We start from the raw sequence: 15,567 nt of genomic DNA, 5'->3' as shown, positions 1-15,567 counted from the left end.
TTATAATAATAGATGCACGCTTAATAAAGAGGTGGGACAAATGGGCCAAACAATTGCTAGAAATCGCAAGGCTAAACATGAATATCATATTGAAGAGGTTTATGAAGCTGGAATTGTTTTACAAGGTACAGAGGTTAAATCAATTCGAGCAGGAAGAGTTAATCTCAAAGATAGCTTTGCTAGAATAGAAGGTAATGAAGTATTTCTTTATAATATGCATATCTCTCCTTATAAACAAGGGAATCGATATAACCATGATCCAGAACGTGTTAGAAAGATTCTGCTAAAAAAAAGAGAGATTAAAAAGTTGATTGGACAAACTCAACAAAAAGGATATACACTTGTTCCATTAAAACTTTATTTTAAACGGCAGTTAGTTAAAGTACAACTAGCCTTAGGAAAAGGTAAGAATCTTTATGATAAACGTGAAGATATTAAGCGTAGAACTGCTAAACGAGAAGTTGAGCGTGCATTTAAAGATCGACAATTAGGAAGATACTAGTTTTATAAGAATAATTAACAACTGTTAAATGTTTTCATACGGGGGTGTAATTGGAACTCGACCTGCGAAGTGGAGCGGAGACAGCGAGCCGAGATTGCTATTAACTCGTTAACTAGTAGCAACTTAAAATTTATCTGCAAACGATAATAATTATACTTTAGCTGCTGCGTAAGCACCAGCTACGCTTATAAGGGTCTTGTCTGTGGATTCTTATAAGTGTCATAATCAGCAGACTATCCACTCTCTGATGCTTGTAAGTTAGTGGTGATATAACAAGCTAAGATTTTAATATCCTGCTTGTAGGAGATTAAAATTTGAATTCAAAATACAAGCTACGCTCGTAGAACCTCTAGCGAGACTACGTAGGGACGGCGGTTCGACTCCGCCCACCTCCACCAAAATCAAATATATAGTTTAATGTTGACAAAGAAAAGATTATAATATATAATTAAGTTTGTGATTAATTATATAAACTATTGTACGGGAATAGCTCAATTTGGTAGAGCACTGGACTCCAAATCCAGGTGTTGCGGGTTCAAGTCCTGCTTCCCGTGCCATTTTTATTTTTTGAACATAAAATATAAATTAAGAATATATATATAAATAAAAGCCTAGTAGCTAAATATATTTAGCTACTAGGCTTTTATTTATATAGGAGTCAAGACATAGCGATGAAGTTAAATTAACAAAAATTACTTTTAATATTTGATATGTTAATTTATTATATTCTCAATTACATATAATTGGAGGGAAAATCAATAACAAATAAAGATATAGTTGTATTTTATTGAAAAGATTTACATAATAAATAAAGGTGAAATGAGACTTATCTAGAATATATTCTTCGATATATTATAAAAATTGATAAGGGGGATTGTTTATGGAAACACAACTTAATGTAGCTCAAATAGAGACAGAGCAGAGAAATTTCATTAGAAATGTTTATTCTTGGATGGCATTAGCTTTAGTAATAACTGCTATAGTTGCTATTGGAACTATTTCTTCTAGAACGATGTTAATGATGATTTTAGGAAATAACGTTGTATTTTATGGATTATTAATAGGCGAAATATTATTAGTAATGTTCTTATCTTCTAATATTAACAAGATGTCTGCTGGAACAGCAGTATTCAGTTTTATTGCTTATTCAGTCTTGAATGGTTTAACTATTTCTGTAATATTTTTGTTGTATACAGGTGGTTCTATAGTATCTACTTTTTTTATTGCTGCTTCTATTTTTGCTTTTATGAGTGTTTATGGTTACTATACTGATAATGATTTAAGTAATGTAGGTAGTATTTGTTTAATGGGATTATTTGGTCTGATTATTGCTAGTATAATTAATATCTTTTTTTATAGTAGCATCTTGTATTGGATTACAACCTATGCAGGAGTTGTTATATTCACTGCATTAACTGCTTATGATACTCAGAAGATAAAGAAAATGAATGTACTTGGAAATGAAGGAACTGACGAAGATAAAAAAGAGAGTATCATTGGGGCTTTAGTTTTATATCTTGATTTTATTAATTTATTTTTATATTTATTACGTATATTTGGGCGCAAGAAATAGCTATTTATCCTATTAGCTTATATAAGCTAATAGGATTTTTTATTTAAATGATTTATTTTGCATCTTAAACAAGCTTTTTTGGTTTTAATAATATTTTATTGCAGGAATAGCTCGTTTTTAGTAGAATAGTGTTAGTGGGATTATAAAATAGTATTTATAAAATAAAGTAAATTAACAATTTGTTTTATATAACTTTATTTAACTTTATCCAAAAACTCATTAAGAGATCTAAGGATAAAATACATATAAGAAGAAGATAATAATATAAGGGGGATTTAAGAAATGACTAAAAGATATGAAGATGCTTCATGGAAAGAGTCTATGCGTATTAAATTAGACGTAAATAATATGTTTGCTGAAAATGTTGGTGAAGAGCATGGTTATACTAAAGCTGATGTAGATGCTATGCAAGAAAAGGCTAAAGTAGCTCATAAATCTATCAAGGCAGCTAAAGAAGCTGGAAATTTAGGATTTATGGAGTTACCTGAAAGTCATAAAGAAATTGCTAAAGAGATTAAAGAATTTGCTGATGCTAATAAAGGTAAGTATGATAACTTTGTAGTATTAGGAATTGGTGGTTCTGCATTAGGTAATATTGCATTACAAACTGCTTTAAACCATCCATACTATAACTTAAATGATGAAGCTAGAAATGGATATCCAAGATTATTTGTTCCTGATAATGTAGATCCAACTAGATTAAAAGGGTTATTAGAAACTTTAGATTTATCAAGAACTGTATTTAATGTAATCTCTAAATCTGGTGGTACTGCAGAGACTATGAGCCAATTCTTAACTGCTCGTGCTAAGGTAGTAGAAGAGTTAGGTGAAGATGCAGTAGCTGATCACTTTATTGCCACTACAAGTGAGCATTCTGGTAATCTAATTAAGATTGCTAAAGAAGAAGGAATGAAGACTTATTATATTCCTGAAAATGTAGGAGGAAGATTCTCTGTATTAACTCCAGTAGGATTAATCTCTGCTGCCTTTACTGGAATTGATATTGAAGAGTTATTAGCAGGAGCAGCTTATATGGATCAAATTTGTGATACTGATGAGTTATGGTCAAACCCAGCTTATTTAAATGCTGCACTTCAATATTTGGCAGATCAAGATGGTAAGCCAATGTCAGTAATGATGCCTTATGCTCATGATTTAAAGGATGTTGCTGATTGGTATCGTCAATTATGGGCAGAATCTTTAGGGAAGAAAGTTAATAGAGCAGGAGAAGTTATTAATGTAGGTCCTACTCCAGTTAAAGCATTAGGTGCTACTGATCAGCATTCTCAAGTTCAACTATATATGGAAGGACCTTTTGATAAGGTTGTTACTTTTATAGAAGTAGAGAAATATAAAGAAACTTTAGAAATTGCTGATGGTTATGAAGATATTTCTGGAGTATCTTATTTAGGTGGACACACTTTCAACGAATTATTAACTGTTGAAAAGCAAGCTACTGAGTTAGCATTAACTGAGAACAATAGATTAAACTGTACAGTTACTTTCCCAGAAGTAAATGCATTTACTATCGGTCAATTCTTCTATATGTATGAATTAGCTACTGCATTTGCAGGAGAATTATATGATATTGATGCCTTTAACCAGCCTGGTGTAGAATTAGGAAAACAATATGCTTATGGTGTATTAGGTAGAGAAGGATTTACTGAAAAGAAGGAAGAATTTGATGCTCGTCCAGAAAAAAATAGTGATTTGATTTTATAATAATTATATTTAAAAGACACAGCAATTGCTGTGTCTTTTTTATTTTTGGCAAGAAGATGAATGTGAGGTTTAATATTTATATAAGAACTTATAATGACATTAGTTACTATATTTGCATGAAGGTATATTGAGGTTTATATTGAAGATGTATTAGAGTAAAGAATTTATAGTAATAATCAAGAAAAACTTTCCTATTAGAAAAACTAGTCATTTTATCTTTGCTTAAATTATAATATAATAACAGGGTAGTAATTATTAAGATAGCGAGTGGGATTAGTTACCCCCACTCTTTTTGATTAAGGGGGAGAGAGATGATTAATTTTTCTATAGGTTCTTTGTTAAGTAGAGATAAGGATAATAAGATGATCTCTTTTGAATCTTTAGTACCTCAGAGTGGAAAAAATATTTGTCAAGATGATAATTGTAAATGTAATGTTGATTTTCATATACTAACAAATGAAGATAGTTTTTTAGAGGTTCCCAAGTATCATCGCAATCTAGTAGATTTGCATATTAATTATGATGATTATGTTTTAATTTATGTTTCTATTGGTGGAAATAATGTCAGAGGCTGTCAAGTTAAAATAGATAAAATTATACAAGAGGAAGATAAAGTTATTATTAAGATTAAAAGGTTATTACCATCTGCTAGTAACTTTTCTTTAGAAGTGGTTAATGTACCTTATGATCTTGTTAAAATAAAGAGAAATAAATTGATTAAAAAGGGGCTTTTGGACTTTCAGTTTGTAGACCAATGCGATAAACTATTATATAGTGAAACTTTAAAAATAGACTAAATATACTACTAAAATACAGTACTAAATACAGTTGAGAGGGGAATAATAAATGAGAACTAAATACAGATTATCTATATTAATAGTTGCATTAATGATAATCTTTTCTTTGGCGGCAGAGGCACAGAATCCAAAATTATTATTTAATGGGCAGGAAATTAGTTCTGAATCAATAAAGATAATCAAGGGTAGAACCTTGATTTCTGCTCGTTTTATTAGTGAGAAATTTGGGGATGAAATCGAATGGGATAATAAGGATAAAAAATTAAAAATAAATAGCAATGGTGTAGGTGTGGTTTTAGAGATTAATAATAGAATAGCTCTAATAGATAATAAGCCTATGCCTTTAGATGCTAAGCCTAGGTTGATTGATGGACAAGTTATGGTTCCTTTAAGGTTTCTAACTAGATTATATGGTGGGAAATTATCGTGGGACGCTAATACTAAGTCGATCAATTATACTACTAATAGATTGAATAACATAAGTGTTAAAACTTTCCACAGGAATTCAAAAGTTGTTATAGATTTAGATTCGCTGACTAAATATGATCTGAACTTATATCATCAACCAACTAGGCTAGTATTAGATATTAATAACGTGAGTTTGAATAAGATTAAAAATTTAATTCCAATTAATAGTACTATGATTAAGCAAGTAAGGGTTAGTCAATATAAATTTGATCCAGCAATAGTTAGGATTGCAGTAGATATTAATAGTATGAGTAGCTATCATATTGTAGAAGATCAGTCCCGATTAATTTTAAATATACAAAATAATTCTCAAGTTATTACTTCATCTATTATTAGTGATGTTAATGATCTTAAAAAAGAGTTTGATCTATCTAAGAGAAAAATAGTGATAGATGCTGGTCATGGGGGACATGATCCTGGTGCTATTGGAGTAATGGGATTGCAGGAAAAACAAGTTAATTATCAAATAGCCAAAAAAGTAGAAGCTTTATTAAAAGAAAAAGGTTTTAATACTATGATGACTCGAGATAATGATTATTTTATTTCGTTATCTAAACGGGCTGAAAGAGCTAATAGAATAAACGCTGATATTTTTGTTAGTATTCATGCCAATTCTAATGCTAGAGCATCTGCTAATGGTACTGCTACTTATGGCCATTGGGATGCAAGTAAAGATAACTGGGCCTTGGCATGGTATGTACAAAGTGAAATAATCAAAAGGACAGGACTGCAAGATAACGGATTAAAAGCAGCTAATTTTGCAGTGCTAAGGCAGACAGATATGCCAGCAATTTTAATAGAGACGGCATTTCTATCCAATCCTAGCGAAGAGAAGTTGTTAGCTTCTAAAGAATTTCAACAAAGAAGTGCAGAAGGTATTGTGGCAGGAATTGAGAAGTATTATGAGAATAAAAAGGAGAATTGAAAAAGGAATTTTAAAATTTAGCAAGAATACTATTTGTATAAATTAGAAGTAAATTATAACCAAAGTTTAGTAAACATTTTAATTTAGGAGGCACCTAATATGCCAAGAAAGACATTAATTGTGCTATTGTTAATTATTTTATCCATGGCTTTAGTAGAAACTTCGTTTGCTGAAGAAGAGAATATAAAGCTAATGATTAATAGTGAAGTTATAACTGAGAATCTAGATTACAATATAGTAGACAATGATATTTTGGTGCCATTAAATATATTAACAGATAATTTAGATATTGTAGTAAAGTGGTTTTCTTCTATTAACACTATACAACTTGATATTAAAGATAAGCTTATTAAGTTTAGAATTGGAGATAGAAACTTACAAGTTAATAATAGAATAGTAAAGATGTCTACACCAGCAAAGATAATTGATGGACAACCTATGATTCCATTAAAATCTGTAGGAGAAGTTTTAGGGCTTATTATTAAATCATATCCTAAACAAAGATTAGTTCAAATTTTGGAAGTTAAGTCCCAGTTAAAAGATATTAAATATAATCAAAGTGATGATTATGAGCGATTAGAATTATTATTAACAGAAGAAGTAGACTATGATATTGATTTTTTACCTGAATCAGAACGTATAATTTTAGATTTAGAAGGGGCTATATTTGATAATAAAATTAATTCTTTAAGATTAGAAAGTGATTTAGTTAAGAATATTAGAATGACTAGAGTTAATAATAATTCAAGAGTTATAATTGATTTATTTGCTAATGTAGATTACACTATTGAAAAAGTAAGGGTAGAAGGTAAATATAAATATTTACTTAAGTTTAGTCCTATTATAACAGATATAGGTTATGACAAAGGTGTAATAAATATTAATTCTACGTTACCTTTAAGAGGTACTAAAGTTAGTTACCTCTCCAACCCTAATCGTGTAGTTGTCGATATAAAGAATGCTGCACTTCAGAAAGCTCAAGATATTAAAATTGATGATGAAACTATAAAGGGAATTAGAATCAGTCAATTTCAGACTAAACCAAACAATCTTGTTCGGGCAGTTATAGATTTAAAAGAAGAAACAAGAATAAAACTGCATAATAAAGGTAGTAAAATAAGTATTATTCCAATAAAAAATCAATTATTAGATTTTGAATATGATCTTAAACATGAAAGTTTAGTATTTAAATTAAGCAATAAAGTTGAACCAAAGGTATTTCCTCTGACACAAGGTGATAGATTGGTTCTTGATTTTCCATCTACTATAAATCGTGTTCTTAAAAATAAAATAGCAGTTAATAATAAATCAATTGAAGAAGTGCGGATTGCACAATTTGATAAGGAGACGACAAGGGTTGTAATTGATTTAGTCGAACTTGTTCCTTATGATTTGAAATGGGATGGTAATACAGTACAAGTTAAATTAATGAACAAATTAATAGATATAAACTTGAAAAAGAATAAATTAAAGACAAAATTAAATTTTTCTTTGCTTAAGCCTACAAGGTATAGGGTTTATAAATTAATTAATCCAGACCGATTAGTAATTGATATATTTAACACAATGACTAATTCTAAACAGATCAAATTGCCTAAGTTAGGCGATATTGTCAAAGATATTAGAGTTAGTCAATATAGTGTAGATCCTCAACAGCAAGTTAGAGTAGTTTTAGAATTGGCAGAAGAGGTAGAGTTTCAAATTAAAGAAGATATATCAGATAAGATAGAAATAACTTTAGTTCGGGAAAAATTAGAAAGTAATTTAAAAGATAGACTTATTGTCTTAGATCCTGGTCATGGTGGACATGACCCTGGAGCAATAGGGTTTTCTGGTACTAGGGAAAAGGATTTGGTTTTAGATATTGCTTTAAAGTTAGAAAATTTGTTAGAAGAAGCAGGAGCTAAGGTTATAATGACAAGAAATATTGATCAGTATATTGAATTATCAGATAGAGTTAATATTGCTAATACTATGGATGCAGATATATTTGTAAGTATTCATTTGAATTCTCATAAAGATAAAAAGTTTGAGGGAACTGAGACCTATATAAGGACTAATTACAATCAAACAACCTTATTATTAGCCAGTCTTACTCAAAGGGCTTTGGTGAATGGCTTAAAAACTGTTGACCGAGGAGTTAAAAGTAATAGTCTACATGTACTTGATAATACTAATATGCCGGCTGTATTAAATGAAATAGCCTTTATAAGTAATAAAAAAGAAGAAAAGGTACTAAAAACTGATGAATTTCAAGAAGAGGCAGCTATATCTTTATATAAAGGAATTAATAATTATTTTAGACTATTAGCAGAGGAGGAAGATTGATGATTGATCTAAAATCTAAAAAAATATACATGATCTCTATTTTGGTGATTATTTTAATTTTGTATTTTTCTTATTTGAACTTTTTTAAAACTAGAGAGGTTAAACTTTATTTTAGTGATAAGGAAGCTCAATATTTATTACCTGAAAGCAGAAAGTTAAAGGTTAGTAATTTATATCAAAGTATAGTTGAAGAGCTTATTGAGGGTCCAGAGTCTAAAAATTTAGAAATTACAATTCCTTCTCAGACAAGGCTGATTGATATAAAATTAGAAGATGGTACTGCCTTAGTCAATTTTAGTAAAGAGCTAAAATCTAAGCATTGGGGTGGAAGTACTGGAGAGATAATTACTGTTTACTCTATTGTGAATACACTCACTTCTTTAGAGGAGATAGATCAGGTTCGAATTCTAATTTCTGGTAAGAAAATAGATACTTTAGTAGGACATCTAGAGTTAGACAAACCTTTAGGTTTTAATAGTAAGTTATTAATTCAGTAGAATTTAATACTCTTACTAGCGAGGCTTTTGTCTCGCTTTTATTTTGTGTCTAAATTTATATATAACTATAATAGATAGAACATATAATAATACTAATAATATTACTAAAATCAAGCTAATTATGATATAGTTAATACTGGTTAGCTTGTGAATAATAAAATTTATAGAACTGTTTTATATTTTAAATAAACATCTAGATAGGATGGTGACTATGGATAGAAAGGGTCCAATAGCTCTTTTTGATTCAGGTGTAGGAGGATTGACAATTGCAAAAGAGGTAATATCAGAATTTCCTCAAGAGCAAATTGTTTATTTTGGTGATACTGCTCATCTTCCTTATGGTCCTAGATCACAAGAAGAGGTTAAAGGGTTTGTTCTTAAGATTATTGATTATTTTGTTAATATAAATGCTAAAATGATAATAATTGCTTGTAATACTGCTACAGCTGCAGGCCTAGAAGCAGCAAAAAATAAATTTGATATTCCGATTATAGGTCCTATTCAGCCAGGTGTAGAAGAAGCGGTTTTGGCTACAAATAATAGAAAAGTCGGGATTATTGCTACAGAAGGAACTATAAATAGTGGGGCTTATCAGAATAAATTAAGAAAATCAGATTCTAAATTAGAAATTTTTGATCAAGCTTGTCCGGAATTTATACCTTTAGTTGAAATGGGTGATTTATATAGTTCTAGAACTAAGCAGGTTGTTGAAGGTTATCTGTCTTCTTTGAAGGAAAATGACATAGATACTTTATTATTAGGCTGTACTCATTTTCCTTATTTGGAAAGAGTGATAAGGGAAGTTATGGGAGAAAGAGTAAATTTGATTTATCCAGGCCGAGGTATTGCTTTAAAAGTTAGACAAATACTAGAAAGTAATGCTTTGTTAAATAATTCTACAGAAAAAAAAGACAATAAATTTTATGTAAGTGATTTAGATAGATTATCTAAAAATTTTGTTAAGTTAGGAAAAGAATTTTTAGGTTTTGAAGAGTTAGAATTTCAAAGATTAGATTTATGGTCAAAAAATAATTTATAGTTTTAATAAATAAGAACTACGGTAGTTAACTACCGTAGTTCTTATTTTGATCTGATTATATTGTTGAGTAGAGAATGGTTTTTAAGTTAATATTTATACAATGGAAGTTATTATTATGATTATATGCTTGACATTAGAGCTAAAAACCTATATAATTGAATAGAGCTTACATATACTTGACATTTGATATCTGAATAGTATATGTCTATTTTTGCAAAAAAAGAGTACTTATAAAAGTAATTATGAGAAGGGAGAAAGGAGTAATGATTTTAACAATGAAGAAGAGAATAGTATTAAGTTTATTATTAGTATTAGGTTTATTGGTTGTGGGGTGTTCATCAAATCAAGAAGCATCTAAGACGAAAACTAAGTTTTTATCTATTGCAACAGGAGGTACTTCTGGTACTTATTATCCCGTAGGAGGAGCAATTGCTAAAGTTATCAGTGAAAATGTTGATAATGTTGAAGCATCAGCTCAGTCTACAGGTGCTTCTGTAACAAATTCTCGTTTGATTCAAAAGAAAGAAGTAGAGTTAGCTATTTTACAAAATGATATTGCTAGCTATGCTTATAATGCAAAGAATGATTTTGAAGGAAATGCTGTTAATAATATGAGAGGTATTGCAACTTTATATCCAGAGATTATTCAGATTGTAGTTAGAAGCGAATCTGGAATTAAAACTATAGATGATCTTAAAGGTAAAAAAGTAGCAGTAGGTGCTCCAGGTAGTGGAGTAGAAGCAAACGCTAAACAGATTTTAAGTACTTTTGGTTTGACTTATGATGATATAGATGAGGATTTTTTATCCTTTGGAGAGGCTGCTAGTAGATTAAAGGATAGACAAATTGACGCAGCATTCTTAACTGCTGGTGTACCGACAGCAGCGGTGATGGATGTAGCAGCAACTCAAGATATTAAATTATTGAATCTAACTGTTGATCAAATAAATGAATTAAATTCTAAATATCCATTCTTGACTGGAGTAGAAATTCCAGCAGGTACTTATAATGGACAAGAGCAAATAGTAAATACAGTTGCTTTAAAAGCTACTTTGGTTGTTCAAGAAGAGCTATCTGAGGATCTAGTATATAATATAACTAAAGCAATTTTTGAAAATCGTGATGCTTTAGTAGAAGCTCATGCTAGAGCTAAGGATATTAAAGCTGAAACTGCTCAAGATGGAATGACAATTCCTCTTCATCCAGGAGCTCAGAAATATTTTGATGAATTAAAATAATTATTGAAAGTTGATTATAATCTTTTTGGATCCAGATGAAAATAGGATTATTGAGAGGAGGTTTCCGGACATTAATTATTAATGTCCGGTTATCGATTTTTATGAAGAAAATTATATTCATCATATTAGTTGTGATAGTGGTTTTGATAGGGTTTGGTTTGTTTAAGGAAGATTTTTTAGTTATGAAAGAAGCTAACTCTGGAAAAATAATTTGGCAAAAATCAAATGTAGAAGATTTAGAATTTGCAATTGAATATATGCATTCTGTGGAGAAAACACCGGTTTGGGATTATTTTAAAGTTGAGAATGGTGAAATTTTATTAACAGGAACTCGGTATGAGTCTTATGGTGCAGGATTACCTTATCTTCAAGAATATGATTATATTGTGGAGAATGAAGAGTTTATAATTAATGGGATTAATAAAGTTCTAGACAATATTCCTGTAAGAGTTAGTGATTTTGCTAAACATAAATTTCTGGTTGAAGATAAAGAGTACAAATTATATGAGATGACAAGACCTCAGAATTTATTAATAATAGAAGTAGAAAATGTAAGTCAGTTAGCAATGTTGACAAGGAGGATAAAACAATGGCTAAGGAATTAATAGCTGAAAATGAAGTAGATGAGTTATTAGAAGAATTTGATCCAGCAACTAATATTAGAAATTATAAAGGGATTATGGCCCTTATTATTACATTAATTGCTGTAGGTATGTCTGTGTTTCACTTATATACAGCAGGCTTTGGGATTTTATTGGCATTGAAACAAAGAGCGGTTCATTTAGGCTTTGTGTTAGTCTTAATCTTTTTATTATATCCGTTTAAGAAAAAGGTTAAAGATAATAAATTTTTAACAGCTTTAGATTATATTTTTGCAGTTTTAGGGCTTGTTGTAACTGCTTATTTAGTAATTAACTATAGAGATTTAGTAGCTAGAGCAGGAATCTATACTGCGGTTGATAAAACTATGGCTATTATAGCTATTTTGTTGGTCTTAGAGGGAGCTAGACGTGTTGTAGGTTGGGAATTACCTGCTATATCTATTATATTCTTATTATATGCATATTTTGGACAACAGATGCCAAATCTATTGGCACATAGAGGTTTTTCGATAGATAGAATTGTGAGTCATATGTACTTTACGACTGAAGGAATTTTTGGTACTCCATTAGGTGTTTCAGCTAAGTATGTATTTTTATTTATTCTGTTAGGATCTTTTGCTAAACGAACAGGTTTAGGAGATTTATTTATTGATTTATCGATGGCTTTAGCTGGTAGAAGTACTGGAGGACCAGCAAAAGCTGCTGTAGTATCTAGTGGATTAATGGGTTCGATTTCAGGAAGTTCTGTTGCTAACACAGTAGCTACAGGGTCTTTTACTATTCCTTTGATGAAAAGTATTGGCTATAAGCCTAAGTTTGCTGCTGCAGTAGAATCTGCTGCTTCTACTGGAGGCCAGATTATGCCGCCGATTATGGGGGCTGCTGCTTTTATTATGGCCGAGTTTATTGAAACTCCTTATAGCCAAATCGCGAAGGCAGCTATTTTACCAGCGATTTTATACTATTTAGCTGTAGGTTTAATGGTTCACTTTGAAGCTAAAAAGTTAGGATTAAGTGGTTTAGAGAAGGATCAAGTACCGAAAATAAAAAATATTTTAATAACAAGGGGCCATATGATTATACCTTTGTTCTCTATTTTCTATATGCTATTTAAAGGCTATACTCCATTAAAGGCATCTTTTATGGGGATTATTCTTTCCTTTGTTCTATGCTTTGTTAGGGCTGATACTCGAATGAGCTTGCAGGATTTAATAGATACTTTAGAGGAAGGTGCTAAAGCAGCATTAGGTGTTGCTGTTGCCTGTGCTTGTGTAGGATTTATTGTTGGGGTTACTACTTTGACTGGTTTGGGATTAAAGTTTACAGCTATTACCCTTTCTTTATCTGGTGGTAAGTTATTCCCTGCTTTATTCTTTACTATGGTTGCTTGTACTATACTAGGAACTGGATTACCTACAACAGCAACTTATATAGTATTAGCATCTATTGCAGCACCTGCTTTAGTTAAGCTAGGTGTACCTTTATTAGCAGCTCATTTATTTGTATTATACTTTGGTGTAGTTGCTGATTTAACACCTCCAGCAGCTTTGGCAGCTTATGCAGGAGCTGGAATTGCTGGATCTGATCCATTAAAAACAGGAGTTACAGCTGTTAAATTAGCTATAGCAGGATTTGTAGTTCCTTTTATTTTTGCTTATGATCCATCTATGTTATTGTTAAATACTACTGTTGGAGAGGTGGTAATCATCACCTTAAGTTCTTTGTTAGGTGTATTTGCCTTAGCGGGAGGAGTTTTAGGTTATTTAAAAAGAAAGACAAGCATTATAGAAGAGATTTTATTGTTAGCTAGTGCAATTACTTTGTTAATTCCAGGGTGGAAAACTGACCTAATTGGTTTAATTGTACTGAGCGGAGTATGGTTTTTACAAAATAAGAAAATTACTTATATAGTTGAAAAAAACGCATAAAAAGAGTGCCACTTTAAAGTGGCACTCTTTTTATATAATATTTTTTATTGTATAAACTTATTAATGCAATATGATAGATATAAGATTAATTTGAATATAATATGATGATATTATAAAATTATTATAATAATTAGAGAGTGTAAATAATGTAATAGAAGTGATGAAGTATTATATACCTCAAAGTGTTTTGGGATTACTTCCTGGTATAATCAGAGCTAAGGTTGTTAATATTGCTTAAAGTTTGGATGTTGAAGTTGAGTTTAATGATATCATAATAGATGAAATTGATAATTTTGATTGTGCCTTCTTAACTAATAGCTTAATGGATTTAATAAAGCTAAGTAGAATAAAAGAATTGAGATATACTAACGACAATGGTCTATTTGATAAATTAGTTAGAAAATTTAATAATCAATTATATGGACTAGAAGAAGGGTGGGGTAGGATGAATAAGAAGAAGATAGAAAGAGCAGTTAGAAATATATTGGAAGCCATTGATGAAGACCCAACTAGAGAGGGATTGCAGAGAACACCAGAAAGAGTGGCTCAAATGTATGAAGATATATTTGCAGGTACTAATCAGAATCCAGAAGAACATTTAGAGTTTTTTTCCGATGATATGGATTATGAAGATTTAATATTAGTTAAAGATATAATTTTTTATTCTATGTGTGAACATCATTTAATACCTTTCTTTGGTAAGGTACATATAGCTTATATTCCTAAAGAAGGTAGGATAACTGGTTTCTCTCGATTAGCTAGATTGGTAGAAACAGTAGCAAGAAGGCTTCAGTTACAAGAGAGGATGAATAAGATGATAGCTGATGCTATTGTTAAGATATTAGAACCTCTTGGGGTTTTAGTAATTGTAGAAGCAGAACAGATGTGTATGACTATGAGAGGGATTAAGAAGACTGAAAGCAGAACAATAACTTCGGCAGTAAGAGGTATATTTAAAGAGGATAGTGCTAGTAGAGCTGAAGTAATGAATTTGATAAAGGGCAGTGATTAGTGAAGAGTAAGAAGTAACAAGTAATGAGTAATAATTAAAAAAAGCTTTTAACTTGTTACTCGTCACTCTATCACCTGTTACTGTACTTAAGAAAGGAGTTGATAATATGTTTAAGTTTGGTACAAGAACTCATATCATGGGAATCTTAAATGTTACTCCTGATAGTTTTTCTGATGGGGGTGACTATTTTGATCTAGAAGATGCTATCTATCGTGCCCAGCAGATGGTTGAGCAGGGGGCAGATATTATTGATATTGGAGCTGAATCTACTAGACCAGGGGCAGAAAAAGTATCAGCTAAAGAAGAGATAAAGAGATTGAAGCCTGTAATTAAGGCTATTAAAGATAAGGTTAGTATTCCAATCTCGATTGATACATATAAGCCAGAAGTGGCTAAGGCAGTTTTAGAAATAGGTGTAGATATAATTAATGATGTTTGGGGCTTGCAATGGGATGAAAAGATGGCAGAAGTAGTATCTGAGTATGATATTCCAATAATAATAATGTATAATGCTCGTGGTAATAAAGAGAGAACTAGTATTATGGAAGCTATGACTGATTTTTTAAATAGAAGTATTAAGGTGGCTAAGCAGGCAGGAGTTAAGGATAGTAATATAATATTGGATCCTGGAGTTGGTTTTGGTACTACTCAAGAAGAGAATTTAGAGATTATGAGAAATATATCAGAATTAAAGAATTTAGGATATCCAGTCCTACTTGGTACTTCTAGAAAATCGATGATAGGTCATATACTGGATTTGCCACCTAAGGAGAGAGTAGAAGGTACAGTAGCTACTACAGTTATGGGAATTATGCAAGGGGTAGATATAGTTAGAGTACATGATATTAAAGAGAACCTTCGAGCAGCAAAAGTAACGGATGCAATAGTTAGAAAGAATAATTGAGAATTGAAAATTTAAATTATTTATGAGGTGAA

The 15,567-nt window shown here is 30.6% G+C and carries 13 protein-coding genes, 1 tRNA gene and 1 other RNA gene; all 15 read left to right on the top strand.

From position 1 onward, the window contains the following. The first annotated feature begins 40 nt into the window (after window positions 1-40). The 15 genes from smpB to folP all read left to right on the top strand — a co-directional run bounded on the left by smpB (window position 41) and on the right by folP (window position 15,535). The gene (smpB, locus tag OREMA_RS0103550; RefSeq protein WP_018247906.1) at window positions 41-502 is read left to right on the top strand and encodes an SsrA-binding protein SmpB; all 462 of its coding nucleotides are present in this window, start codon (window positions 41-43) and stop codon (window positions 500-502) included. 40 nt (window positions 503-542) lie between these two features. Continuing rightward, window positions 543-900: a transfer-messenger RNA gene (gene ssrA / locus OREMA_RS18610) on the top strand. Between the two features lie 82 nt (window positions 901-982). After that, window positions 983-1,059: transfer RNA gene (locus tag OREMA_RS0103545), tRNA-Trp, on the top strand. 323 nt (window positions 1,060-1,382) lie between these two features. Then, window positions 1,383-2,075: a Bax inhibitor-1/YccA family protein gene (locus OREMA_RS0103540; RefSeq protein ID WP_018247905.1), complete on the top strand. Its 693-nt coding sequence runs from the start codon at window positions 1,383-1,385 to the stop codon at window positions 2,073-2,075. 282 nt (window positions 2,076-2,357) lie between these two features. Beyond that, window positions 2,358-3,797: a glucose-6-phosphate isomerase gene (locus tag OREMA_RS0103535; protein ID WP_018247904.1), complete on the top strand. Its 1,440-nt coding sequence runs from the start codon at window positions 2,358-2,360 to the stop codon at window positions 3,795-3,797. A 311-nt stretch (window positions 3,798-4,108) separates the two neighbouring features. Further along, window positions 4,109-4,594 (top strand): protease complex subunit PrcB family protein, encoded by a 486-nt coding sequence (locus tag OREMA_RS0103530; RefSeq protein ID WP_018247903.1) that lies wholly within the window; start codon window positions 4,109-4,111, stop codon window positions 4,592-4,594. 49 nt (window positions 4,595-4,643) lie between these two features. Beyond that, entirely contained in the window at window positions 4,644-5,987 is a 1,344-nt protein-coding gene (locus OREMA_RS0103525) for an N-acetylmuramoyl-L-alanine amidase family protein (RefSeq protein WP_018247902.1), read from the top strand. A 99-nt stretch (window positions 5,988-6,086) separates the two neighbouring features. Then, window positions 6,087-8,315, top strand: a complete 2,229-nt coding sequence (locus OREMA_RS0103520) for an N-acetylmuramoyl-L-alanine amidase (RefSeq protein WP_018247901.1) — start codon at window positions 6,087-6,089, stop codon at window positions 8,313-8,315. Beyond that, on the top strand, window positions 8,315-8,812 hold the full coding sequence (locus tag OREMA_RS0103515) for a GerMN domain-containing protein (RefSeq protein ID WP_018247900.1): 498 nt from the start codon (window positions 8,315-8,317) through the stop codon (window positions 8,810-8,812). The genes OREMA_RS0103520 and OREMA_RS0103515 overlap by 1 nt, the downstream gene beginning before the upstream one ends. 211 nt (window positions 8,813-9,023) lie before the next feature. Then, window positions 9,024-9,851: a glutamate racemase gene (murI, locus tag OREMA_RS0103510; RefSeq protein ID WP_018247899.1), complete on the top strand. Its 828-nt coding sequence runs from the start codon at window positions 9,024-9,026 to the stop codon at window positions 9,849-9,851. A 263-nt stretch (window positions 9,852-10,114) separates the two neighbouring features. Beyond that, on the top strand, window positions 10,115-11,089 hold the full coding sequence (locus OREMA_RS0103505) for a TAXI family TRAP transporter solute-binding subunit (RefSeq protein ID WP_018247898.1): 975 nt from the start codon (window positions 10,115-10,117) through the stop codon (window positions 11,087-11,089). 182 nt (window positions 11,090-11,271) lie between these two features. Next, on the top strand, window positions 11,272-11,694 hold the full coding sequence (locus OREMA_RS0103500; RefSeq protein ID WP_018247897.1) for a DUF1850 domain-containing protein: 423 nt from the start codon (window positions 11,272-11,274) through the stop codon (window positions 11,692-11,694). Continuing rightward, window positions 11,679-13,619, top strand: coding sequence for a TRAP transporter permease (locus OREMA_RS0103495; RefSeq protein WP_018247896.1), 1,941 nt, complete (start codon window positions 11,679-11,681; stop codon window positions 13,617-13,619). The genes OREMA_RS0103500 and OREMA_RS0103495 overlap by 16 nt, the downstream gene beginning before the upstream one ends. Window positions 13,620-14,064: 445 nt before the next feature. Further along, the gene (gene folE, locus OREMA_RS0103490) at window positions 14,065-14,631 is read left to right on the top strand and encodes a GTP cyclohydrolase I FolE (RefSeq protein ID WP_026188895.1); all 567 of its coding nucleotides are present in this window, start codon (window positions 14,065-14,067) and stop codon (window positions 14,629-14,631) included. A 106-nt stretch (window positions 14,632-14,737) separates the two neighbouring features. Then, the gene (gene folP, locus OREMA_RS0103485; RefSeq protein WP_018247894.1) at window positions 14,738-15,535 is read left to right on the top strand and encodes a dihydropteroate synthase; all 798 of its coding nucleotides are present in this window, start codon (window positions 14,738-14,740) and stop codon (window positions 15,533-15,535) included. The last annotated feature ends 32 nt before the right edge of the window (window positions 15,536-15,567 follow it).

The organism is Orenia marismortui DSM 5156 (genome assembly GCF_000379025.1).
Taxonomy (GTDB): domain Bacteria; phylum Bacillota; class Halanaerobiia; order Halobacteroidales; family Halobacteroidaceae; genus Orenia; species Orenia marismortui.
This window is presented reverse-complemented; position numbering and strand designations above follow the sequence as displayed.

What these genes read in the sequence shown, in the direction of transcription:
- OREMA_RS0103500 (WP_018247897.1), top strand. Translation starts at nt 11,272, where the DNA reads ATGAAAGAAGCTAACTCTGGAAAAATAATTTGGCAAAAATCAAATGTA.
- OREMA_RS0103515 (WP_018247900.1), top strand. Translation starts at nt 8,315, where the DNA reads ATGATTGATCTAAAATCTAAAAAAATATACATGATCTCTATTTTGGTG.
- murI (WP_018247899.1), top strand. Translation starts at nt 9,024, where the DNA reads ATGGATAGAAAGGGTCCAATAGCTCTTTTTGATTCAGGTGTAGGAGGA.
- smpB (WP_018247906.1), top strand. Translation starts at nt 41, where the DNA reads ATGGGCCAAACAATTGCTAGAAATCGCAAGGCTAAACATGAATATCAT.
- OREMA_RS0103505 (WP_018247898.1), top strand. Translation starts at nt 10,115, where the DNA reads ATGATTTTAACAATGAAGAAGAGAATAGTATTAAGTTTATTATTAGTA.
- OREMA_RS0103530 (WP_018247903.1), top strand. Translation starts at nt 4,109, where the DNA reads ATGATTAATTTTTCTATAGGTTCTTTGTTAAGTAGAGATAAGGATAAT.
- OREMA_RS0103540 (WP_018247905.1), top strand. Translation starts at nt 1,383, where the DNA reads ATGGAAACACAACTTAATGTAGCTCAAATAGAGACAGAGCAGAGAAAT.
- OREMA_RS0103495 (WP_018247896.1), top strand. Translation starts at nt 11,679, where the DNA reads ATGGCTAAGGAATTAATAGCTGAAAATGAAGTAGATGAGTTATTAGAA.
- OREMA_RS0103535 (WP_018247904.1), top strand. Translation starts at nt 2,358, where the DNA reads ATGACTAAAAGATATGAAGATGCTTCATGGAAAGAGTCTATGCGTATT.
- OREMA_RS0103520 (WP_018247901.1), top strand. Translation starts at nt 6,087, where the DNA reads ATGCCAAGAAAGACATTAATTGTGCTATTGTTAATTATTTTATCCATG.
- folE (WP_026188895.1), top strand. Translation starts at nt 14,065, where the DNA reads ATGAATAAGAAGAAGATAGAAAGAGCAGTTAGAAATATATTGGAAGCC.
- folP (WP_018247894.1), top strand. Translation starts at nt 14,738, where the DNA reads ATGTTTAAGTTTGGTACAAGAACTCATATCATGGGAATCTTAAATGTT.
- OREMA_RS0103525 (WP_018247902.1), top strand. Translation starts at nt 4,644, where the DNA reads ATGAGAACTAAATACAGATTATCTATATTAATAGTTGCATTAATGATA.